The 17,461-nt window shown below is 49.2% G+C and carries 18 protein-coding genes; 14 read left to right on the top strand and 4 right to left on the bottom strand.

Annotated elements, in window-relative coordinates; genetic code table 11:
* Positions 1–3: 3 nt before the first annotated feature.
* The 4 genes from leuB to ilvA are packed head-to-tail and all read left to right on the top strand — an operon-like array spanning position 4 to position 4,131.
* Positions 4–1,110 (top strand): 3-isopropylmalate dehydrogenase, encoded by a 1,107-nt coding sequence (leuB, locus tag D479_RS10030; RefSeq protein ID WP_008636494.1) that lies wholly within the window; start codon positions 4–6, stop codon positions 1,108–1,110.
* Positions 1,111–1,134: 24 nt separating this feature from the next.
* A complete protein-coding gene (leuC, locus tag D479_RS10025; RefSeq protein WP_008636492.1) occupies positions 1,135–2,547 on the top strand; it encodes a 3-isopropylmalate dehydratase large subunit in 1,413 nt (470 codons plus the stop codon).
* Between the two features lie 4 nt (positions 2,548–2,551).
* Entirely contained in the window at positions 2,552–3,157 is a 606-nt protein-coding gene (leuD, locus tag D479_RS10020) for a 3-isopropylmalate dehydratase small subunit (RefSeq protein WP_008636491.1), read from the top strand.
* Between the two features lie 14 nt (positions 3,158–3,171).
* Positions 3,172–4,131, top strand: coding sequence for a threonine ammonia-lyase (gene ilvA, locus D479_RS10015; protein ID WP_035388525.1), 960 nt, complete (start codon positions 3,172–3,174; stop codon positions 4,129–4,131).
* A gap of 105 nt (positions 4,132–4,236) precedes the next feature.
* On the opposite strand, the gene D479_RS10010 is transcribed toward ilvA, so the two are convergent.
* Positions 4,237–5,040 carry an alpha/beta hydrolase gene (locus tag D479_RS10010; protein WP_008636489.1) on the bottom strand — a complete coding sequence of 268 codons (804 nt, stop codon included), beginning with the start codon at positions 5,038–5,040 and terminating at the stop codon, positions 4,237–4,239.
* A 178-nt stretch (positions 5,041–5,218) separates the two neighbouring features.
* Here D479_RS10010 and D479_RS10005 point away from each other — a divergent pair, with 178 nt between their 5' ends.
* From D479_RS10005 to D479_RS09985, 5 genes are all read left to right on the top strand, one after another.
* A complete protein-coding gene (locus D479_RS10005; protein ID WP_008636488.1) occupies positions 5,219–6,172 on the top strand; it encodes an ABC transporter permease in 954 nt (317 codons plus the stop codon).
* Complete coding sequence (locus tag D479_RS10000; RefSeq protein WP_008636487.1) at positions 6,162–7,109, top strand: iron chelate uptake ABC transporter family permease subunit; 948 nt, start codon at positions 6,162–6,164, stop codon at positions 7,107–7,109. The genes D479_RS10005 and D479_RS10000 overlap by 11 nt, the downstream gene beginning before the upstream one ends.
* A complete protein-coding gene (locus D479_RS09995) occupies positions 7,106–7,861 on the top strand; it encodes an ABC transporter ATP-binding protein (protein ID WP_008636486.1) in 756 nt (251 codons plus the stop codon). The genes D479_RS10000 and D479_RS09995 overlap by 4 nt, the downstream gene beginning before the upstream one ends.
* Positions 7,862–7,876: 15 nt before the next feature.
* Positions 7,877–8,833 carry a siderophore ABC transporter substrate-binding protein gene (locus D479_RS09990; RefSeq protein ID WP_008636485.1) on the top strand — a complete coding sequence of 319 codons (957 nt, stop codon included), beginning with the start codon at positions 7,877–7,879 and terminating at the stop codon, positions 8,831–8,833.
* A gap of 84 nt (positions 8,834–8,917) precedes the next feature.
* Positions 8,918–9,739, top strand: coding sequence for a MerR family transcriptional regulator (locus D479_RS09985; protein ID WP_008636483.1), 822 nt, complete (start codon positions 8,918–8,920; stop codon positions 9,737–9,739).
* A 38-nt stretch (positions 9,740–9,777) separates the two neighbouring features.
* Here the strand turns inward: D479_RS09985 and D479_RS09980 are convergent, their stop codons facing one another.
* Positions 9,778–9,978 carry a hypothetical protein gene (locus D479_RS09980; protein ID WP_008636482.1) on the bottom strand — a complete coding sequence of 67 codons (201 nt, stop codon included), beginning with the start codon at positions 9,976–9,978 and terminating at the stop codon, positions 9,778–9,780.
* A gap of 146 nt (positions 9,979–10,124) precedes the next feature.
* On the opposite strand from D479_RS09980, the gene D479_RS09975 reads away from it, so the two are divergent.
* A complete protein-coding gene (locus D479_RS09975) occupies positions 10,125–10,547 on the top strand; it encodes a DUF1801 domain-containing protein (RefSeq protein ID WP_008636481.1) in 423 nt (140 codons plus the stop codon).
* Between the two features lie 121 nt (positions 10,548–10,668).
* A complete protein-coding gene (locus D479_RS09970; RefSeq protein WP_008636480.1) occupies positions 10,669–10,932 on the top strand; it encodes a hypothetical protein in 264 nt (87 codons plus the stop codon).
* Between the two features lie 315 nt (positions 10,933–11,247).
* On the opposite strand, the gene D479_RS09965 is transcribed toward D479_RS09970, so the two are convergent.
* A complete protein-coding gene (locus tag D479_RS09965) occupies positions 11,248–12,120 on the bottom strand; it encodes an NAD(P)-dependent oxidoreductase (protein WP_008636479.1) in 873 nt (290 codons plus the stop codon).
* A gap of 185 nt (positions 12,121–12,305) precedes the next feature.
* Here D479_RS09965 and D479_RS09960 point away from each other — a divergent pair, with 185 nt between their 5' ends.
* Positions 12,306–12,674, top strand: coding sequence for a DUF4440 domain-containing protein (locus D479_RS09960; protein ID WP_008636478.1), 369 nt, complete (start codon positions 12,306–12,308; stop codon positions 12,672–12,674).
* 284 nt (positions 12,675–12,958) lie between these two features.
* Here D479_RS09960 and D479_RS09955 read toward each other — a convergent pair whose 3' ends face one another.
* A complete protein-coding gene (locus tag D479_RS09955) occupies positions 12,959–13,267 on the bottom strand; it encodes a hypothetical protein (protein WP_008636477.1) in 309 nt (102 codons plus the stop codon).
* 203 nt (positions 13,268–13,470) lie between these two features.
* Here D479_RS09955 and D479_RS09950 point away from each other — a divergent pair, with 203 nt between their 5' ends.
* Positions 13,471–14,046 (top strand): TetR/AcrR family transcriptional regulator, encoded by a 576-nt coding sequence (locus tag D479_RS09950; RefSeq protein ID WP_008636476.1) that lies wholly within the window; start codon positions 13,471–13,473, stop codon positions 14,044–14,046.
* Positions 14,047–14,118: 72 nt separating this feature from the next.
* Positions 14,119–17,280 (top strand): cytochrome P450, encoded by a 3,162-nt coding sequence (locus tag D479_RS09945; RefSeq protein WP_008636475.1) that lies wholly within the window; start codon positions 14,119–14,121, stop codon positions 17,278–17,280.
* The last annotated feature ends 181 nt before the right edge of the window (positions 17,281–17,461 follow it).

Here is a 17,461-nt window from a genome sequence, read left to right as displayed (position 1 = left end):
GACATGGAGAAACATATCGTGCTACTACCGGGAGACGGCATCGGTCCTGAAGTGACGAAGGCGGCAAAAAACGTACTGGAAGCCATCGCAGACCGATACCAGCATTCCTTCACATTTGAAAGTCATGACATCGGAGGTACAGCAATCGATCAACATGGAACGCCGCTGCCGGATGATACCGTTAAGGCGGCAAAAAAAGCGGACGCTGTGTTCTTAGGCGCCGTCGGGGGTCCGAAATGGGATAAGCTCCCTGGACATCTGCGGCCGGAGAAAGGCCTGCTCGGCATCCGTAAGCAGCTTGGGCTGTTTGCGAATCTACGCCCGGTCAAAGCGTTCCAACAGTTGCTCCATGCATCGCCGTTGAAAGAAGAAGTGGTGAAAGAAAGCGATCTTCTGATTGTCCGGGAACTGACGGGAGGCCTTTACTTCGGCCAGCCGAGCGAGCGCCGCAACGACGGGAAAGAAGTGGTCGATACCCTTGCCTATGAACGCAGGGAAATCGAACGAATTGTAGATCAGGCTTTCCAAAGTGCCCGCGTGCGGAAGAAGCGCGTCACTTCTGTGGATAAAGCGAACGTCCTCGAGTCGAGCCGCATGTGGCGCGAAGTCGTGGAGGAGAAGAAAGCGGAATATCCGGACGTGACGGTCGAGCATATGCTCGTCGATGCGGCAGCAATGAAGCTTGTGACCAATCCGGCATACTTCGACGTCCTTGTGACAGAGAACATGTTCGGAGATATCCTGAGTGACGAAGCTTCCGTATTGACTGGTTCCCTCGGCATGCTTCCATCCGCAAGCCTCAATGAAAAAGGGGTCGGCCTTTACGAGCCTGTCCACGGCTCCGCGCCTGATATCGCCGGCCAGGATAAAGCGAATCCGCTGGCAAGTATTTTGTCCGTCGCCATGATGCTGAAGCACTCCTTCGGTATGGAGGAAGAGGCGGAGCAGGTGGAGACAGCCGTTCAGGAAGTGCTTGGAGAGGGGTATCATACACAGGATATCCATTTGTTTAAAGGAAAGCAGGTGAGCGGCAGTGAATTGGCTGCCAAAGTCGTCGATCAAATCCGTGCCAGTGATACGACGGAAAATATTATGCGCTGTTATGTATAAACAGGAAGAAGGGAGCGGAACGGAATGAGTCAACCAAAAACAATCATTGAAAAAATTTGGAATCAGCATGTCGTCCACGAAGAAGAAGGGAAACCGAGCCTCCTCTATATCGACTTGCATTTGATTCATGAGGTGACCTCTCCCCAGGCGTTCGAAGGGCTGCGTATGAGCGGGAGAAAGGTGCGCCGCCCGGATCGTACTTTTGCGACGATGGACCACAACGTTCCAACGGTCCATCGTAATGTCATCAAAGATGCGGTATCGAAGAAACAGATGGAGACTCTTGAAGCGAACTGTAAGGAATTCGGTGTCCGCCTGGCGGACATCCATCATCCGGATCAAGGGATCGTCCACGTCATCGGCCCGGAACTTGGATTGACACAGCCCGGGAAAACGATCGTCTGTGGAGACAGCCATACATCAACACACGGGGCTTTCGGAGCCCTTGCTTTCGGTATCGGTACCAGTGAGGTGGAGCACGTCCTTGCAACCCAGTCTCTCTGGCAGGCCAGTCCGAAAACACTTCAGGTGAAGGTGGAAGGAAGACTTGGAACCGGGGTAACAGCGAAGGACTTGATTCTCGCCATCATCGGAAAATACGGCGTTCGTTTTGGTACTGGTCATGTCATCGAATATACCGGCGAAGCCGTTCGCAATTTGACGATGGAAGAGCGGATGACCGTCTGCAACATGTCGATTGAAGCTGGTGCCCGGGCAGGTTTGATCAGCCCGGATGCAACGACGATCGATTACCTGCGGGGTAAGCGTTACGTACCGGCTGGAGAAGACTTCGAGGAAGCGGCAGAGCAGTGGCTGTCCCTTGCTTCTGATGAGGGTGCGACTTACGACCAGACGCTGACGATTCATGCCGATGAAATCGAACCACAGGTAACATGGGGCACAAACCCGTCACAATGTGTACCTGTCGGTGGAAGCGTTCCGGATCCGGAGAAAGTGACGGATGACCGCGACGGCATCGAGCGTGCGATCGATTACATGGGTCTGGAACCGAACCAGGCCATTGAATCGATTCCGGTCCAGCATGTGTTTATCGGATCCTGTACTAACTCCCGATTAAGTGACCTAAGAAGAGCAGCAGAAATCATCCGTGGCGGCAAAGTCCACGAAGGAGTTCGTGCACTCGTAGTACCTGGATCGAAATCGGTCAAGGAGGCGGCAGAGCAAGAAGGCCTTGATACGATCTTCCTGACGGCCGGCTTTGAATGGCGCGATGCCGGATGCAGCATGTGTCTGGCGATGAACGACGATATCGTCCCGCCGGGTGAGCGTTGTGCATCCACTTCGAACCGTAACTTTGAAGGGCGTCAGGGTAACGGAGCGAGAACTCACCTGGTCAGTCCGGAAATGGCGGCAGCCGCGGCTCTTGAAGGACATTTCGTCGACGTCAGAAAATATGCCAGTGCCGTAGGAGGTTGAGCAGATGGAACCGATTAAACAGCATACAGGACTTGTCTTTCCTTTAAACAGGGAGAACGTAGATACTGACCAAATCATACCGAAACAGTTTCTGAAGCGGATCGAACGGCAGGGCTTCGGTCAATTCCTATTTTATAACTGGCGTTTCCATGACGATGGGACGCCACGCGAAGACTTTTCTTTGAACGATCCGAAATACGACGGGGTCTCCATTCTCGTCGGAGGGGAAAACTTCGGCTGTGGGTCGTCCAGGGAACACGCTCCCTGGGCCATTCAGGACTTCGGTTTCAAAGTCGTCCTTGCGCCGAGTTTCGCCGATATCTTTTACAACAACTGCTTCAAGAACGGAATTCTTCCGATTCAGATGCCGAAGCCGGTTGTGGATCAGCTGATGGAAAAGGCGGAAAAAGGAAAGTACGAGCTCAAGGTCGATCTTGAGAATCAAGTCATCGATGACGGCGATTTAGAGGTATCCTTTGATATCCAGGCCTACCATAAAGAGATGCTTTTGAATGGTTGGGACGAAATTGCTGTGACGCTGACGTATGAGGATAAGATCGACCAGTACGAAAACAAACCAAAAGGAGTGAAGACGTTGGGGATTTCTTAACGCTGGCTAAAGTGATGGATGCACAGGAACAATTACAGGAGGTGGTGCATCGTACACCACTTCAAACATCATCGACCTTCAATGCGAGAACCGGTCAGACGGTCTATTTGAAGATGGAGAATCAGCAGAAGACAGGAGCTTTCAAAATAAGAGGTGCGTCGTATAAGGTGGCTTGTTTGACGGAGGAAGAAGCGTCCTGCGGCGTGATTGCGGCATCCGCCGGCAATCACGCACAGGGTGTCGCTTATGCGGCGGCAAAACGCGGGATAAGGGCCGTTATCTTCATGCCCGAGCATACACCGAAAGCAAAGGTGGAAGCGACGGAAGGATATGGAGCACGCGTCGTCCTGACAGGCGAGTCGTTCCAGGAAGCCTATCAGGCCGCTCTGATCGAACAGGAGCGGACGGGAGCGACATTCCTTCACCCGTTCGATGATTACGAAGTTATGGCAGGACAGGCGACGGTGGCTGTCGAAATGCTTCAGCAGCAGCCCGATTTGGATCGGATTTTCGTGCCTGTCGGCGGCGGCGGGCTGATCAGTGGTATCGCCTTTGCAGCCAAGCAGCTGAAGCCGGAGATCCGTATCGTGGGTGTCCAGGCTGCCAAAGCGCCTTCGACGTATAACGCTCTTTATAAGAAAGGTCCGGAGAAGCTGACATCTGTTCAGACGATTGCTGATGGTATCGCGGTGAAGGAGCATGGGAAATTGACCTATACGTGCATCCAGAAATACGTGGATCAAGTAATCACGGTGGAAGAACACGAAATTGCCGAAGCGATGCTGCTGCTTCTTGAAAGAGAGAAGACGCTGGTGGAAGGTGCAGGCGCAACGGCTCTTGCCGGTCTGCTTCGTACATGCGGTTCGTTGGACAATGAACATTGCGGTGTCGTTATCAGTGGTGGAAACGTGGATCTTTCGCGTCTGCCTTTGATCCGTGAGCTGGCTAATCCGAAAAGGATGGTCATCGCCTGAGATGACCGATCGAGGCAGTGGATAGTTTCCCCTGCCTCTGTTCCTTTTAATCACAGTAAAAGAGCCCGGTCTCTGCAGTCAGAGATCCGGGCTCTTTGTGTTTTCTTATTTCAGGAGATCAATCAGAAGCTGATTGAACTTTTCTTTTTCATCGTAAACCATCCCATGGCCGCTGTTTTCAAAAGGGACGAGTGTGCTGTCCGGAATATTCTGGTCCATCACTTCTGAAAAAGCGAAGTCGCAGATTTCATCCTTCTTCCCATGGATGAGGAGGGTGGGGACGTTTATCTGTCCGAGCTCGTCGCGCAGGTCTTCATCCCGCAGTGATTCGGCGCAGGCGATCGTTCCGTGCGCGGATGCCTCCAACCCAAGACCGAGGAACCATTCTTCAAATGATACCGACAACTCGGAATGGTAGAAACCGGAGCCGAAGTCTTTCAAGGCGGCAGGGCGGTCATTCTTGATCGCTTCTATCAATTCATCTACTTCCTCCGTTTCCATGCCGTACGGGTATCCGTCACGTTTCGTAAAGCTCGGGGCAGCCGCGCCGGCAAGAATGAGATGGGCTAATTCCTCTCCGGCATATTTTGTTGCATAACGGACAGCGATCGGTCCACCCATGGAAAATCCAACGAGATAGAAGTCCTTCAGCTGCAAGTATTGGGTGACCGTCTTCACATCATGAGCGAGCGTATCATAATCGTAGCCGGAAGCCGGTTTATCCGATTTGCCGAAGCCGCGCATGTCGATGCCGATGAAACGATAGCCCTGCTTCGGCAGTTCGTTCATTTGGTATTCAAACATTTTATGGTTGAGCGGCCAGCCGTGCAGAAATACGATCGGCTGTCCTTCTCCGATATCCTCTACATATAACTCTACCTGGTGATCTACTTCAATATAGTGGGACATGTCGCAGCAAAACTCCTTTTTAATGAGATGCTAGGATTATTCCCTCTGCTCCATTAATTAAACTAAATTGACTTTTTGGCCATATGCTATTGACCTTCCACCTACTGGAGACTTTATAGTATTATTTGTAATAGATAATGATAATCGTTATCAATTAAAAACAGGAAGAGTCGATCGTATGAAGCGTAGGTATTTATTCATTCTTTTAGCGGTACTGTCTTGGTTATCGCTCGTCATCGGTGTTTCGGATCTGCCGATGCTCCAAGTACATACATGGGATGAATCGCAGTGGAAGGTATTCTGGGTGAGCAGATTCCCGCGGCTCGTCAGTATCCTTATCGCCGGCATGAGCATGGCGATCGGCGGATTGATTATGCAGCAGCTGAGCAGGAACAAGTTCGTATCCCCGACGACTGCCGGAACGATCGATTCCGCACGGCTCGGAATCGTTGTGGCGCTTCTTTTGTTCTCATCAGCGAGCCCGTTAATCCAGACGTTGATTGCGTTTCTCTTCGCATTGGCGGGGACGATGTTGTTTATGAAGATTCTCGATGGAATCAAGCTGAAGGACGCAATCCTCATTCCGCTTGTCGGGATCATGCTTGGGAATGTCATCGGTTCGATCACGACATTCTTCGCCTATCAGTATGATTTGATCCAGAGCATCGGATCATGGCTCCAGGGCGATTTCTCAATGATTTTGAAGGGGGACTATGAGCTGCTTTATCTCAGTATCCCGCTTGTCATTCTCGCATACCTCTTTGCGCATCGATTCACGATCGCGGGAATGGGCGAAGATTTCTCGAAGAATCTCGGGATGAACCATAAGCAGGTCGTCTACATAGGTTTGTTCATCGTCGCACTGATGACTTCGGTCGTTGTCCTGACGGTGGGATCGATTCCTTTTCTTGGCTTAATCGTCCCGAACATCGTCTCAATCTACAGGGGGGACCACTTAAAGAACAGTATCAGCCATACGGCGCTGCTTGGTGCATTATTTGTCCTCGCCTGTGACATTATTGGAAGAATCATTATTTATCCGTATGAAATCCCGATCGGCGTGACGGTCGGAGTCATCGGAAGCGGTCTGTTCCTCTATTTATTGTTTAGGAGAAAAGCGTATGCGGCATAAGTACAAATTCATTTTATTAACCACGGCAGCTGTTCTGTTCATCGCTTTGTTCCTGTTCACAGATTTGCGGCATGTCGAATATGTCCTGCCGAGGCGGCTCATGAAGGTGTCGGCGATCATCCTGACGGGAGCGGCAATCGCCATCGCAACACTCGTGTTCCAAACGATTACGAACAACCGGATCCTCACACCGAGTATGATCGGTCTCGATTCCTTGTATATGCTGCTGCAGACGGCACTGATCTTTTTGTTCGGCTCAGCGAATCTGACTTTCTGGAACAACTACGTCAACTTCGGGCTGTCGATCGTTCTGATGATCGGCTTCGCGCTGATCTTGTATAAACTGTTGTTCAAAGGGGAGGGACGACCGATCTATTTCCTCCTCCTTGTCGGTATCATTCTAGGGACGTTCTTCTCGAGCCTGTCCTCTTTCATGCAGGTGCTGATCGATCCGAACGAATTCCTTTTGATCCAGGACAAGATGTTCGCGAGCTTCAACAATGTCCAGACAGAGCTGCTGGTAATCAGTGTGATCCTGCTGGTCCTTGCGTTCCTTTATTTATGGAGATTCATGAAATATTTAGACGTTCTGTCCCTTGGAAGGGATCATGCCGTCAACCTTGGGGTGCCTTATGATGCAGTAATCAAGCAGCTTCTCGGAATCATTGCCGTATTCATTGCTGTCGCGACTGCTCTTGTCGGTCCAATTACGTTCCTCGGCCTGCTTGTTGTCAATATCGCCTATCATTTCATTCCGACTTACCGGCACAGGGATTTAATGGCGGCTTCTGTACTGATCTCGATCATCGCCCTCGTCGCCGGTCAATGGATGGTGGAGCACGTCTTCACATTTTCGACGACGATCAGTGTCATCATCAACTTCGTCGGAGGCTTATACTTCATCCGACTTTTGTTAAAGGAGAATCGATTACGATGAATGTATTATCTGTGTCGAAAACATACGAAAACAAAAAAGTGGTGGACGATGTCTCAATTGATATTCCAAAAGGTAAAATCACCTCGTTGATCGGGCCGAACGGAGCCGGAAAAAGCACCGTCCTTTCCATGATGAGCCGGCTTCTCTCAAGTGATACCGGTTCGATTATGATCGAAGGCAGGGAAGTAGAGGCGTGGGATTCACAGGAGCTTTCCAAAAAGCTCGCCATCCTTCGTCAGTCCAACCACCTCACTGTCAGACTCACAGTCAGGGAGCTTGTTTCTTTCGGCAGGTTCCCTTATTCGAAAGGACGATTGAAGAAGAAGGATTGGCAGAAAGTAGACCAAGCCATCGACTATATGGAACTCGAGGATATTCAGGATCAGTTCATTGACCAGCTTAGTGGCGGTCAGAAACAGCGGGCTTTCATTGCAATGGTCATTGCGCAGGATACGGAGTATATTCTGCTTGATGAACCGTTGAATAATCTGGATATGAAACACTCAGTCCAGATTATGAAGGTACTCCGCCGGCTTGTCGACGAGCTTGGCAAGACCGTCATTGTCGTCATCCACGATATCAACTTCGCAAGCGTCTACTCCGACTACATCGTCGCACTGAAGGACGGTAAAGTACGGAACCAGGGACCTGCCGAAGATATGATCTGCCGAGAGTGTCTGAGTGATGTCTATGACATGGACATTCCTGTACAAAACATCAATCAAAATAAAATATGCGTCTATTTCGCATAAGAAGAGGTGGAGAATATGAAAAAATCATTAATAAGTTTGTTGTCTATGCTTACCCTTGTTTTATTGTTGGCTGCATGCGGAAACAGTGGAGAAGCGGAAGAGAAAGCTTCCGCAGATGAAGAGGGGAAGAAGGAAGAGGTTACGATTGAACACGAGCTTGGAGAAACGACGCTCGAAAAGAATCCTGAACATGTCGTCGTTTTTGACTTCGGTACATTAGACACGCTGGACTCTCTGGGTGTGGAAGTGACAGGGCTTCCTCAGATGAACATCCCTTCTTACTTATCCAAATTCGAATCGTCCGACTATAAGAATGCCGGGGGATTAAAAGAACCTGACTTTGAAGCGATTTATGATATGGACCCTGATTTGATCATCATATCCGGACGTCAGGCTGATCTATATGAAGACTTTAAAGATATTGCTCCGACCATCTATGTGCAGCTGGACGCGGAGAATTACATGGAATCATTCAAAGGAAATGTAGAAATGATTGGTAAGATCTTCGATAAAGAAAAAGAAGCAGAAAAACAGTTGCTAGATGTCGAGGAGAATATGAAGGCCCTCCAAGAGAAGACAGCCGATATAGATGGGAAAGGATTAATCACACTATCCAACGGCGGAAAAGTAAGTGCGTATGGACCGGGCTCCCGATTTGGGATCATCCATGATGTATTCGGCGTCCCTGCGGTGGATGAAGACCTGGATGTTTCGACACATGGGCAGAATGTTTCCTATGAATATATTGCCGAGAACAATCCTGACTATTTGTTCGTCGTCGACAGAGATGCTGTAGTGAACGGCGAAGCTGCAGCCAAACAGACGATCGAGAATGACCTTGTCAAAGAAACAACGGCATTCAAGGAAGATCAAATCGTTTATTTGGACCCTGACATTTGGTATTTATCCGGCGGTGGATTGACTTCCGTTCAGATGATGGTGGATGAGATCGACAGTGCCGTCTCGAAATAAGGGGGATTCGGAAGCGGGGGATCATTCCTCTGCTTCTTTCCTTCTATTATAATAAATATAAAAAATGAGATAAGGAGGGAAGGGATGAAACGGAAATTCACCATTGGTCAAATGTCGAAGCTGCATAACCTTCCCGTCAAGACTCTCCGTTATTATGATGAGATCGACCTTTTTAAACCGCATGAAGTGGATAAGCGGACAGGGTACCGCTATTATTCCATAGATCAATTCGAGCATTTAAATACGATTCATTATTTAAGAGAGCTTGGCATCCCGTTGAAAGAAATCAAGGATGTATTTGATAGGAGAGATGTCGACTTCTTTTATCATCTGTTGAAACGGCAGGAAGAGGAAGCGGACCGACAGATCAAGGCTCTTCAGAAAGTGAGGCGCCGGGCGCGTAACCGTAAGGAGGAACTGCAGTGGGCAAAGCAGCTGCAGACATGGAATGTACCGATTATTAAAAGAATTCCCGAGCGCCACATTCTGGAGTGGCGGGAGTGCATACGTACAAAGGAAGAGTTGGAACTTGCGCTGCGATCGCTTGAGAACAAGTGTGGGAAGCGTGCATCCATCTTCATCGGTGGTGTCGCTCTGACTGCGGACGTCGAAGAAATCAAGGCAGAGGACACCTATGCCCACCAATCGCTTCTTCTTCTCTCGGAAGAAATGGCAGATGGACCTCATGCCGCCGTCCTTCCAGACCAAGAGTATGTCTGTCTTTACTGCAAAGAGAAACGTGTGACGGTCAAGGACCATTATGAGACAATCTTCCATTATTTAAATGAGGAAGGCTATGAAGTGAACGGGGAGGCGATCGAACGGGTGATCATCGATGATTATGTGACGAAAAACCCGGAGGAGTATCTCTCGGAAATTCAAATACCTGTAAGGAAGATACAGTGAAACCCGGGAATGGAACCGTCCCGGGTTTTTTCGTGTTCTTATTCACATTCAAAAAATGTCACGCTTAGACCGGACTTCTCTATACGAGGAAGACCACCGGCATCGTAGCAGGCATTAACGAGCCCTTCCACTTCCATATGAGAGGCCCGGATGTCCCACCCGATCAAACCGCCGATCCCAATAACAGTAACAGCGGTGAACATAGCGAAAACACGGCTTCTTGTCCAACGGATACTCAAAAAAAGCTCAACCTTTCTTATAAAACTACTGATTCTCTACTTACAAGCATAATATTCCATTAGGTTGGGGGCAAGTCCATTTGGGAAAGAAAAGCAGGAGAATGCCTCTCCAAAGGAGAAATGTTTTTAAAAGGAGGGGATGGTCGATGGCTTATGAACAAAAAACAAAGCCGACAGAGATGGATGTCGACAGTTTCATTGATTCCGTCGAGCAGCCGAGGAAGCGCGAAGACGCCAGGGAGCTTGTAAAGATCTTTGAGGAGACGACGGGTTATGAAGCCCGTATGTGGGGGGCGAGCATCATCGGTTTTGGGACCTATCATTATAAATATCCAACGGGACATGAAGGCGATGCACCCCTTGTTGGCTTCTCCCCGCGCAAAGCGAACATCAGCCTGTATTTTGCGACCGGAGATCCGGATCGCTCTGCACGGCTTGCGGACTTAGGGAAACATAAGACCGGAAAAGCATGTGTGTATATTAATAAACTCGCCGATGTGGACACCCTTGTTTTGAAGAAGCTGATCAGGCAGTCCGTCGCTTTTCTTCAGAAGACGTATCCTGAATAAGTTTTTTTCGAAATAATTAGATAAATAGACGGGATTCCAGTTGAAAATAAACCGGAGCTCTTATATCATATTGACTATAAAGAGAATACGAGTATGGGATTTTTCTCAGAGGAGTGTAGCTATGTTAAAAGAATCGGATTTTCCTACAGATGAATTGAAAGAACAATGGATTAAAGTGCGTAATAGAAAGCTGGAAGAGATGGCACAATACATCCAGCGTTACTTCCATCTGATCAAAGTAAGGGAAAACAAGAACAGCTACGAGGTCCAGGGGTATTTCTACCAGCCGGGATTCGGCGAAGTGAAGATGGCCTTCGAATTCAGCTATGAGAATGTGGCCAAGTTCACCGACCTCTTTGACGAACCGATTGAAGATATAAAATGAGAGAATTGATTCTTGGAGGAGAGTAGGGCTACGGGGAATGGGACGCTTTCCACGGGGCGGCCGGTGAGCCTCCTCATCGCGTTGCTCTTCCGGTGTCTCACCTGTTCCGCTAATCCCGTTGGCGTCTGCCCATTCCCTTCCGCCCTTTGCGGAAATTTTCCTTCTCTCATTCGTTTCGTTATAAGTAAGATGAAATGGAGTTTAAAAGGGAACCGGTGTACTTACGTTATAAATATGGATTTCTGTTTGAGTTTTGCAACAGTTTGAAAAAAGCCTTCATCCCCAGTGGATGAAGGCTTTTTTTCATGATAAAGGTCAGGACTGCATCATTCGGTAATAGTCGTAGATGGCCTGGGTTCCTTTGTCTTCGCCCCCGGCCTCCTGGAAGCGGTCGTACAGTTCCTTGGCGAGTTTCAAACCTGGAACAGGAATGTCCATGGCCTCGGCGGATTCGATAGCGATCGCCATGTCTTTGATAAAATGCTTCACATAAAAGCCCGGTGCGAAGTCCTCATTGATCATACGCGGTGCAAGATTGGACAAGGACCAGCTCCCCGCCGCTCCTGCTTCGATGCTCTTCAGGACACGCTTCGGGTCAAGCCCCGCTTCTTCGGCATATAGAATGGCCTCTGTAACGCCCAGCATGCCTGCTGCAATAGCGATCTGATTAGCCATTTTCGTGTGCTGACCGGCACCGGCCGGACCTTGGAGGACGATATTTGCTCCCATCACTTCCAACACTGGACGGACGGCGTCATAATCGGCTTGTTCTCCACCAACCATGATGGTAAGCGTCCCGTTTCTCGCGCCGATATCCCCTCCGGATACGGGAGCATCGAGAGCGTGGATGCCTGCAGCCTTCGCCTTATCCGCGATTTTTGAAGCAAGGGCAGGAGAAGAAGTGGTCATATCGATGACGTAGGTACCTTCTGTTGCATGCTCTAAGATGCCGTTTTTTCCGAAATAGACTTCCTCAACATCTGTCGGATAGCCGACAATCGTGAGGATGATGTCCGAGCGGCGGGCAAGCTCTGCAACACTATCCTCCCAGACCATCCCTTCCTTCAAGAGTTCTTCTGCCTTCGCTTTTGTTCTTGTGTAAAGATGGATATCATAGCCTGCTTTTTTCAAATGACGGGCCATGCTTTTACCCATGACGCCTGTTCCGATGAATCCGATTGTAGTCATTGCGGACATTCCCTTCTTATGTATATGATGGTTGAAATCTCGGCTTGAAGAGGAAAGAAAAGTATGAAAAATATAGGAAAAGTATAGCAGGAAACCTCGTAAGGACACAAGAAATGATAGAATGAAATGTAAATTAGTGGAATAAGGTAAAGATATATAAAAGATAGTTTGGGAGGCAGAGAAGCATGGTCATCGATACGAAATCACACTTTAAGCAGTTGGAAGAGAGTCATTTAAGAACAGATGTAAGAGAATCGCCGGAAAAGTTAGGGGAGATCCTTGCGGAAGATTTTTGGGAAATCGGAAGCTCAGGAAAGAAATACGATAGAGAAGCATGTCTGAAAGGCGTGGTCCAGGGGGAGATGGAGCTCTATCATTTTGAAATCCAATCGCTCGCCGATGATACGGTGCTGACCACCTACTACCTTAAGGAGAAGACAAGGGAACGCAATACCCTTCGTAGTTCCATATGGAAGCTGATGGAGGGGCGCTGGCGCTTGTTCTTCCATCAAGGCACCATCACAGATCTGAAGGTGGAAGAGTACGCTCTGTAAACAATATAGGTTCGATCTCTAGCCGCTGCCTGTTTGGATTGCTGTAATAAGTAAGGAACAACGAAAGAAGATCTGAGAATTACTTTAAAAAACAAATAAAAAAACCTTCCGGCCAAGAGGCCGGAAGGTTTTTGGTTACTTCTCTTTATGGAAAAAGTCAGTGAATGCGTGGAAGATCTCCGCACTTTGGTAGATAAATAGAGAACCTGCAGTAAGTGAGAACATTCCAATCATAATCATACGAAACCATAGCATCGTTTTTCTCCTCCTTTGATCATTATCGTTCAATGGGTCAAAGGAGTTTCGCTCACATAATTAGATTGATAGAATATCGGGGTAAGGAACACCCGTCTTCGTGTCTGCGACTGATACGCCGCAGTGTAAACAAGAAGAAGTGTGGCGGCCAGAATGGTAATAGATGTGACCGCAATGGCGTCTTTGTTCAGGGATAGGTCCCCGGAGGACTCTCCGTTATCCAAGACGACATTCTTCTGGATATCCACCTGCATACTCGGGCTGTGCACATGATGGACCATGACCATCGACGCGACCAGGATCAACATGGCTGTCAATATCTTAAGCTGTTTATTCATCCTCGCCCCTCCTTGTAAGTGGATAATGTTAATATTATATAACAGACCATCTGAAAATTGAACTGTTTTGATTGTAAAGATTTCTGAACAGCTGTTCAGGTCCTTTTTCATAAGTCCTTTGATTTATTGAAGCAAGTGGTAAAATGTACTAAAATTTATTTAGGAATGAATGATCATTCCGCTTTTTGGAGGAGAGAATCACCATGAAGACAGCAACTACGAAACGAGACGACATTCTGGACAGCGCCTTGACCCTGTTCGCCGAGCGCGGCTATGATGCCACGACGATTCCGATGATTGCGAAGGATGCGAACGTAGGGGCAGGGACGATCTATCGGTATTTTGATAATAAGGAAGTCCTCGTTAATACGCTGTTTCAACAGTATGTGCATGTGTTCATTACGATGCTTAAAGAAGGGTATCCGGCTGACAAAAGTATCCGGGAACAGTTCCATCATCTGTTCCAGCGGATGGTCCGGTTTACGAACGAGCATGACCATGCTTTATACTTCCTGAAAACACATAATGCTGCTTATTTTTTGGATGAACGAAGTGAAGAAGCGTTTACGGAATTGTGGAGCATCCTCCGCGACTTCGTGGAGGAAGGGAAGAAAGCGAAAGAAATACGCGATTTGCCGACAATGGCCTTGATTGCCATTATTTTCGGCAGTTTTCTCGAATTGCAGCAGCTGATCCGCTCTGGTGATCTGAAAGTGGATGAAGCGCTTCTCTGTGGAGTAGAAGACAGCTGTTGGGACGCTGTGCGCCATCATTCCTGATGGGGCGGAGCTTCCTTAACCCACAAACGGAATGAACGTTCATTCCGCAATTATTGAAAGAGGTGACGGTTCATGACTCAATACAATCAACTGCCAAGACCGAAAACATATGGACCATTAGGAAACTTACCGGCCCTGGATAAAGAAAAGCCTGTCCAGACGTTTATGAAGATGGCGAAGGAACTCGGTCCGATCTATCAATTTGAGTTCCCTGGACGGACGAGTACATTCGTATCCAGTGCGGAACTCGCAGCGGAGATCTGCGATGAGAAACGCTTCGATAAAAGTGTTGGTCCTGCACTCCAGAAAGTACGGGCCTTCGGAGGAGACGGACTGTTTACGAGTGAAACAAGCGAGCCGAACTGGAAGAAAGCCCATCAGATTCTTCTGCCGAGCTTCAGTCAGCAGGCGATGAAAGGGTACCATGACAAGATGCTCGACCTCGCTACCCAGCTCGTTCAGAAGTGGGAACGATTGAATGCGAGCGAAGAAATTGATGTCCCGGAAGATATGACGCGCCTGACCCTGGATACGATCGGTCTGTGCGGATTTAATTTCCGTTTCAACAGTTTTTACAGAGAGGATATGCACCCGTTCGTCGAGAAAATGGTGCGTGCTCTTGATGAATCCATGAGCCAGACACAGCGGCTCCCAATCCAGGATAAACTGATGCTTAAGACGAAGAAACAGTTCGAGGCGGATATCGATGATATGTTCAAGCTTGCCGATGAGCTGATAGCGGAGCGGAAACGGAATGGAGATAACGGGGAAAACGATTTGCTATCCCATATGCTGGAAGGGGAAGATCCTGAGACGTGCGAAGGACTGAGTGATGAGAATATCCGTTATCAAATGCTCACCTTCCTCATTGCCGGACACGAAACGACGAGCGGTCTGCTTTCCTTTGCGCTTTACTTCCTTATGAAGAATCCCGATAAGCTTCAGAAAGCCTATGAAGAAGTGGATGCCGTGCTCGGCGATGACGTTCCGGATTATAAGCAGGTGAAACAGTTGAAATATGCCCGCATGATCCTCAATGAAACACTGAGACTATGGCCGACTGCGCCGGCGTTCACCGTCTATGCGAAGGAAGATACGACACTGGCAGGTAAATATTCCGCTCAAAAAGGAGAAGTGTTCACGCTTTTGACTCCGGAATTGCACAGAGATACAGCCGTGTGGGGAGAGGATGTCGAAGCGTTCTGTCCGGAGCGGTTTGAGGATCCTTCCAAAATTCCTCACCATGCATTCAAACCGTTCGGTAACGGTCAGCGTGCGTGTATCGGACAGCAGTTTGCCATGCATGAGGCGACGATCGTCCTCGGTATGGTCCTTCAGCAGTTCGAGCTGATTGACCATACGAACTACGAGCTGGATGTGAAAGAAACGCTGACACTGAAGCCGGAAGGGCTGACGATGAAGGTACGCCCGCGTGTGGAGAAAACGGCCTTCTATAACCCGGAGGCGAAAGGGCAGGAAACAAAAGCACATGATACACCTGCCATTACGAATGACGGACACGGGACGCCGCTTCTGTTCTTATATGCATCCAATATGGGGACGGCGGAAGGAGTCGCCCGTGAGCTTGCTGAAAAAGCATCTTCCCTGGGGTTTGCAACGGATGCGGCCCCGCTCGACAGCCGCACCGGGGACCTGCCCGAAGAAGGAGCGGTTATTTTCGTTTCTGCTTCTTATAACGGTCACCCTCCGGACAATGCTGTTCAGTTCATGGAATGGATTTCAACCGCAGAAGAAGGCGCGTTGAACGGCGTTTCCTACACGGTGTTTGGATGTGGAGACCGCAACTGGGCGACGACTTACCAGAAGGTTCCACAGGAAATCGATCGTTATATGGAAGCGAAAGGTGCAGAACGGATCGTTCCACGCGGGGAAGGGGATGCCGGCGATGATTTTGACGGTGACCTCGAGAAATGGCAGGAGAAGCTGTGGGACGGTTTGGCTGCTCATTTCGAATTGGAAGTGGAAGCAGGAGAGGATTCCACAAGCTCGATTGCTCTGAAGTTCGTCAGTGGAACGTCCTACACACCGGTAGCCCGTGCCTACGATGCCTTTACAAGTGAAGTAGCAGCGAACCGCGAACTGCAGAAATCAGGCAGCCGGAGCACCCGTCATCTTGATATCAAGCTTCCTGATGGAGTGACTTACCAGGAAGGTGATCACCTTGGTGTGCTTCCGGAAAATGGGGAAGAGCTCCTCGCTCGTGTCTGCACCCGCTTTGATGTGAAAGCGGAGGATTACGTCCTGCTTGAAGAGGGTTCCGGGAAGGCGAAGCACCTTCCATCCGGACAGCCGATCAAGCTTGGGGACCTGCTTGCTTCCCACGTCGAACTGCAGGAACCGGCAACGAGAGCTCAGATTCGTGCCCTTGCTGCCTGCAACCCTTGTCCACCGCATAAAGTGGAGCTTGAGGAACTGTTGGAAGACGAAACGTATAAGAGCGAAGTGCTGAAAAAACGCCGGACGATGCTGGAGCTGTTGGAGATTTATCCTTCCAGTATGATGGAATTTGACCAGTTCCTTGCGCTTTTGCCGGCACTAAAAGTCCGTTACTATTCCATTTCCAGCTCCCCGGCTAAAAACGACAGGGAAACGAGTATTACCGTGTCCGTCGTCGAAGATGAAGCGTGGAGCGGGACAGGAATTTACAAAGGAGTAAGCTCCAATTACCTTGCCGACCGGAAGCCGGGAGACCGGATCGCCTGTTTCATCCGTACACCGGAAACGGCTTTCCACCTGCCGGAGAGTCTGGAGACGCCGATCATTATGGTCGGTCCGGGGACTGGGGTCGCTCCTTTCCGCGGTTTTCTGCAGAAACGCAGCCTTCAGAAACAGGCAGGTGAAACGCTTGGAGAAGCGCACCTGTACTTCGGGTGTCGTCATCCGGAAGAGGATTATCTTTATGAAGAGGAATTGCAGGCAGCGGAAGCGGAAGGAATCGTCACTCTTCACACCGTCTTCTCGAGAGTCGGTGCAGAGAAATGCTACGTCCAGCATATAATGGAAGAGGATGCAGCGAAGCTGGTAGACCTGCTTGACAATGGTGCGCATCTCTACATCTGTGGAGACGGAAGCAGGATGGCACCGGATGTGACCGCAATGCTTCAAAGAAGTTATCAACATATCCATGATACGGATGAGCAGACAGCCGTCGAATGGCTGAATCAACTTGAGAAAGAAGGCCGCTTTGCCAAGGACGTCTGGGCAGGTGCCTGATTGGAACGCCTCCTGATTTTTCAGGAGGCGTTTTTTCTTTGATGGAAAAGTGGTTTTTCTGTTGAGGAGCGGGCTCCGGCTTTCCGCGGGCTCTGCTGTTCCCTTTATCCACTCCCAGCGCCCAGCAGCTGAAATGCCTTTTGTTTATACTTACATAAAAGGAAATCGTTTACATTATTGC

Origin of the sequence: Halobacillus sp. BAB-2008 (genome assembly GCF_000328325.1) — a bacterium.
Lineage (GTDB): Bacteria > Bacillota > Bacilli > Bacillales > Halobacillaceae > Halobacillus.
Note: the sequence above shows the minus strand (reverse complement) of the source record. Positions and strands in the feature narration are given on the sequence as shown.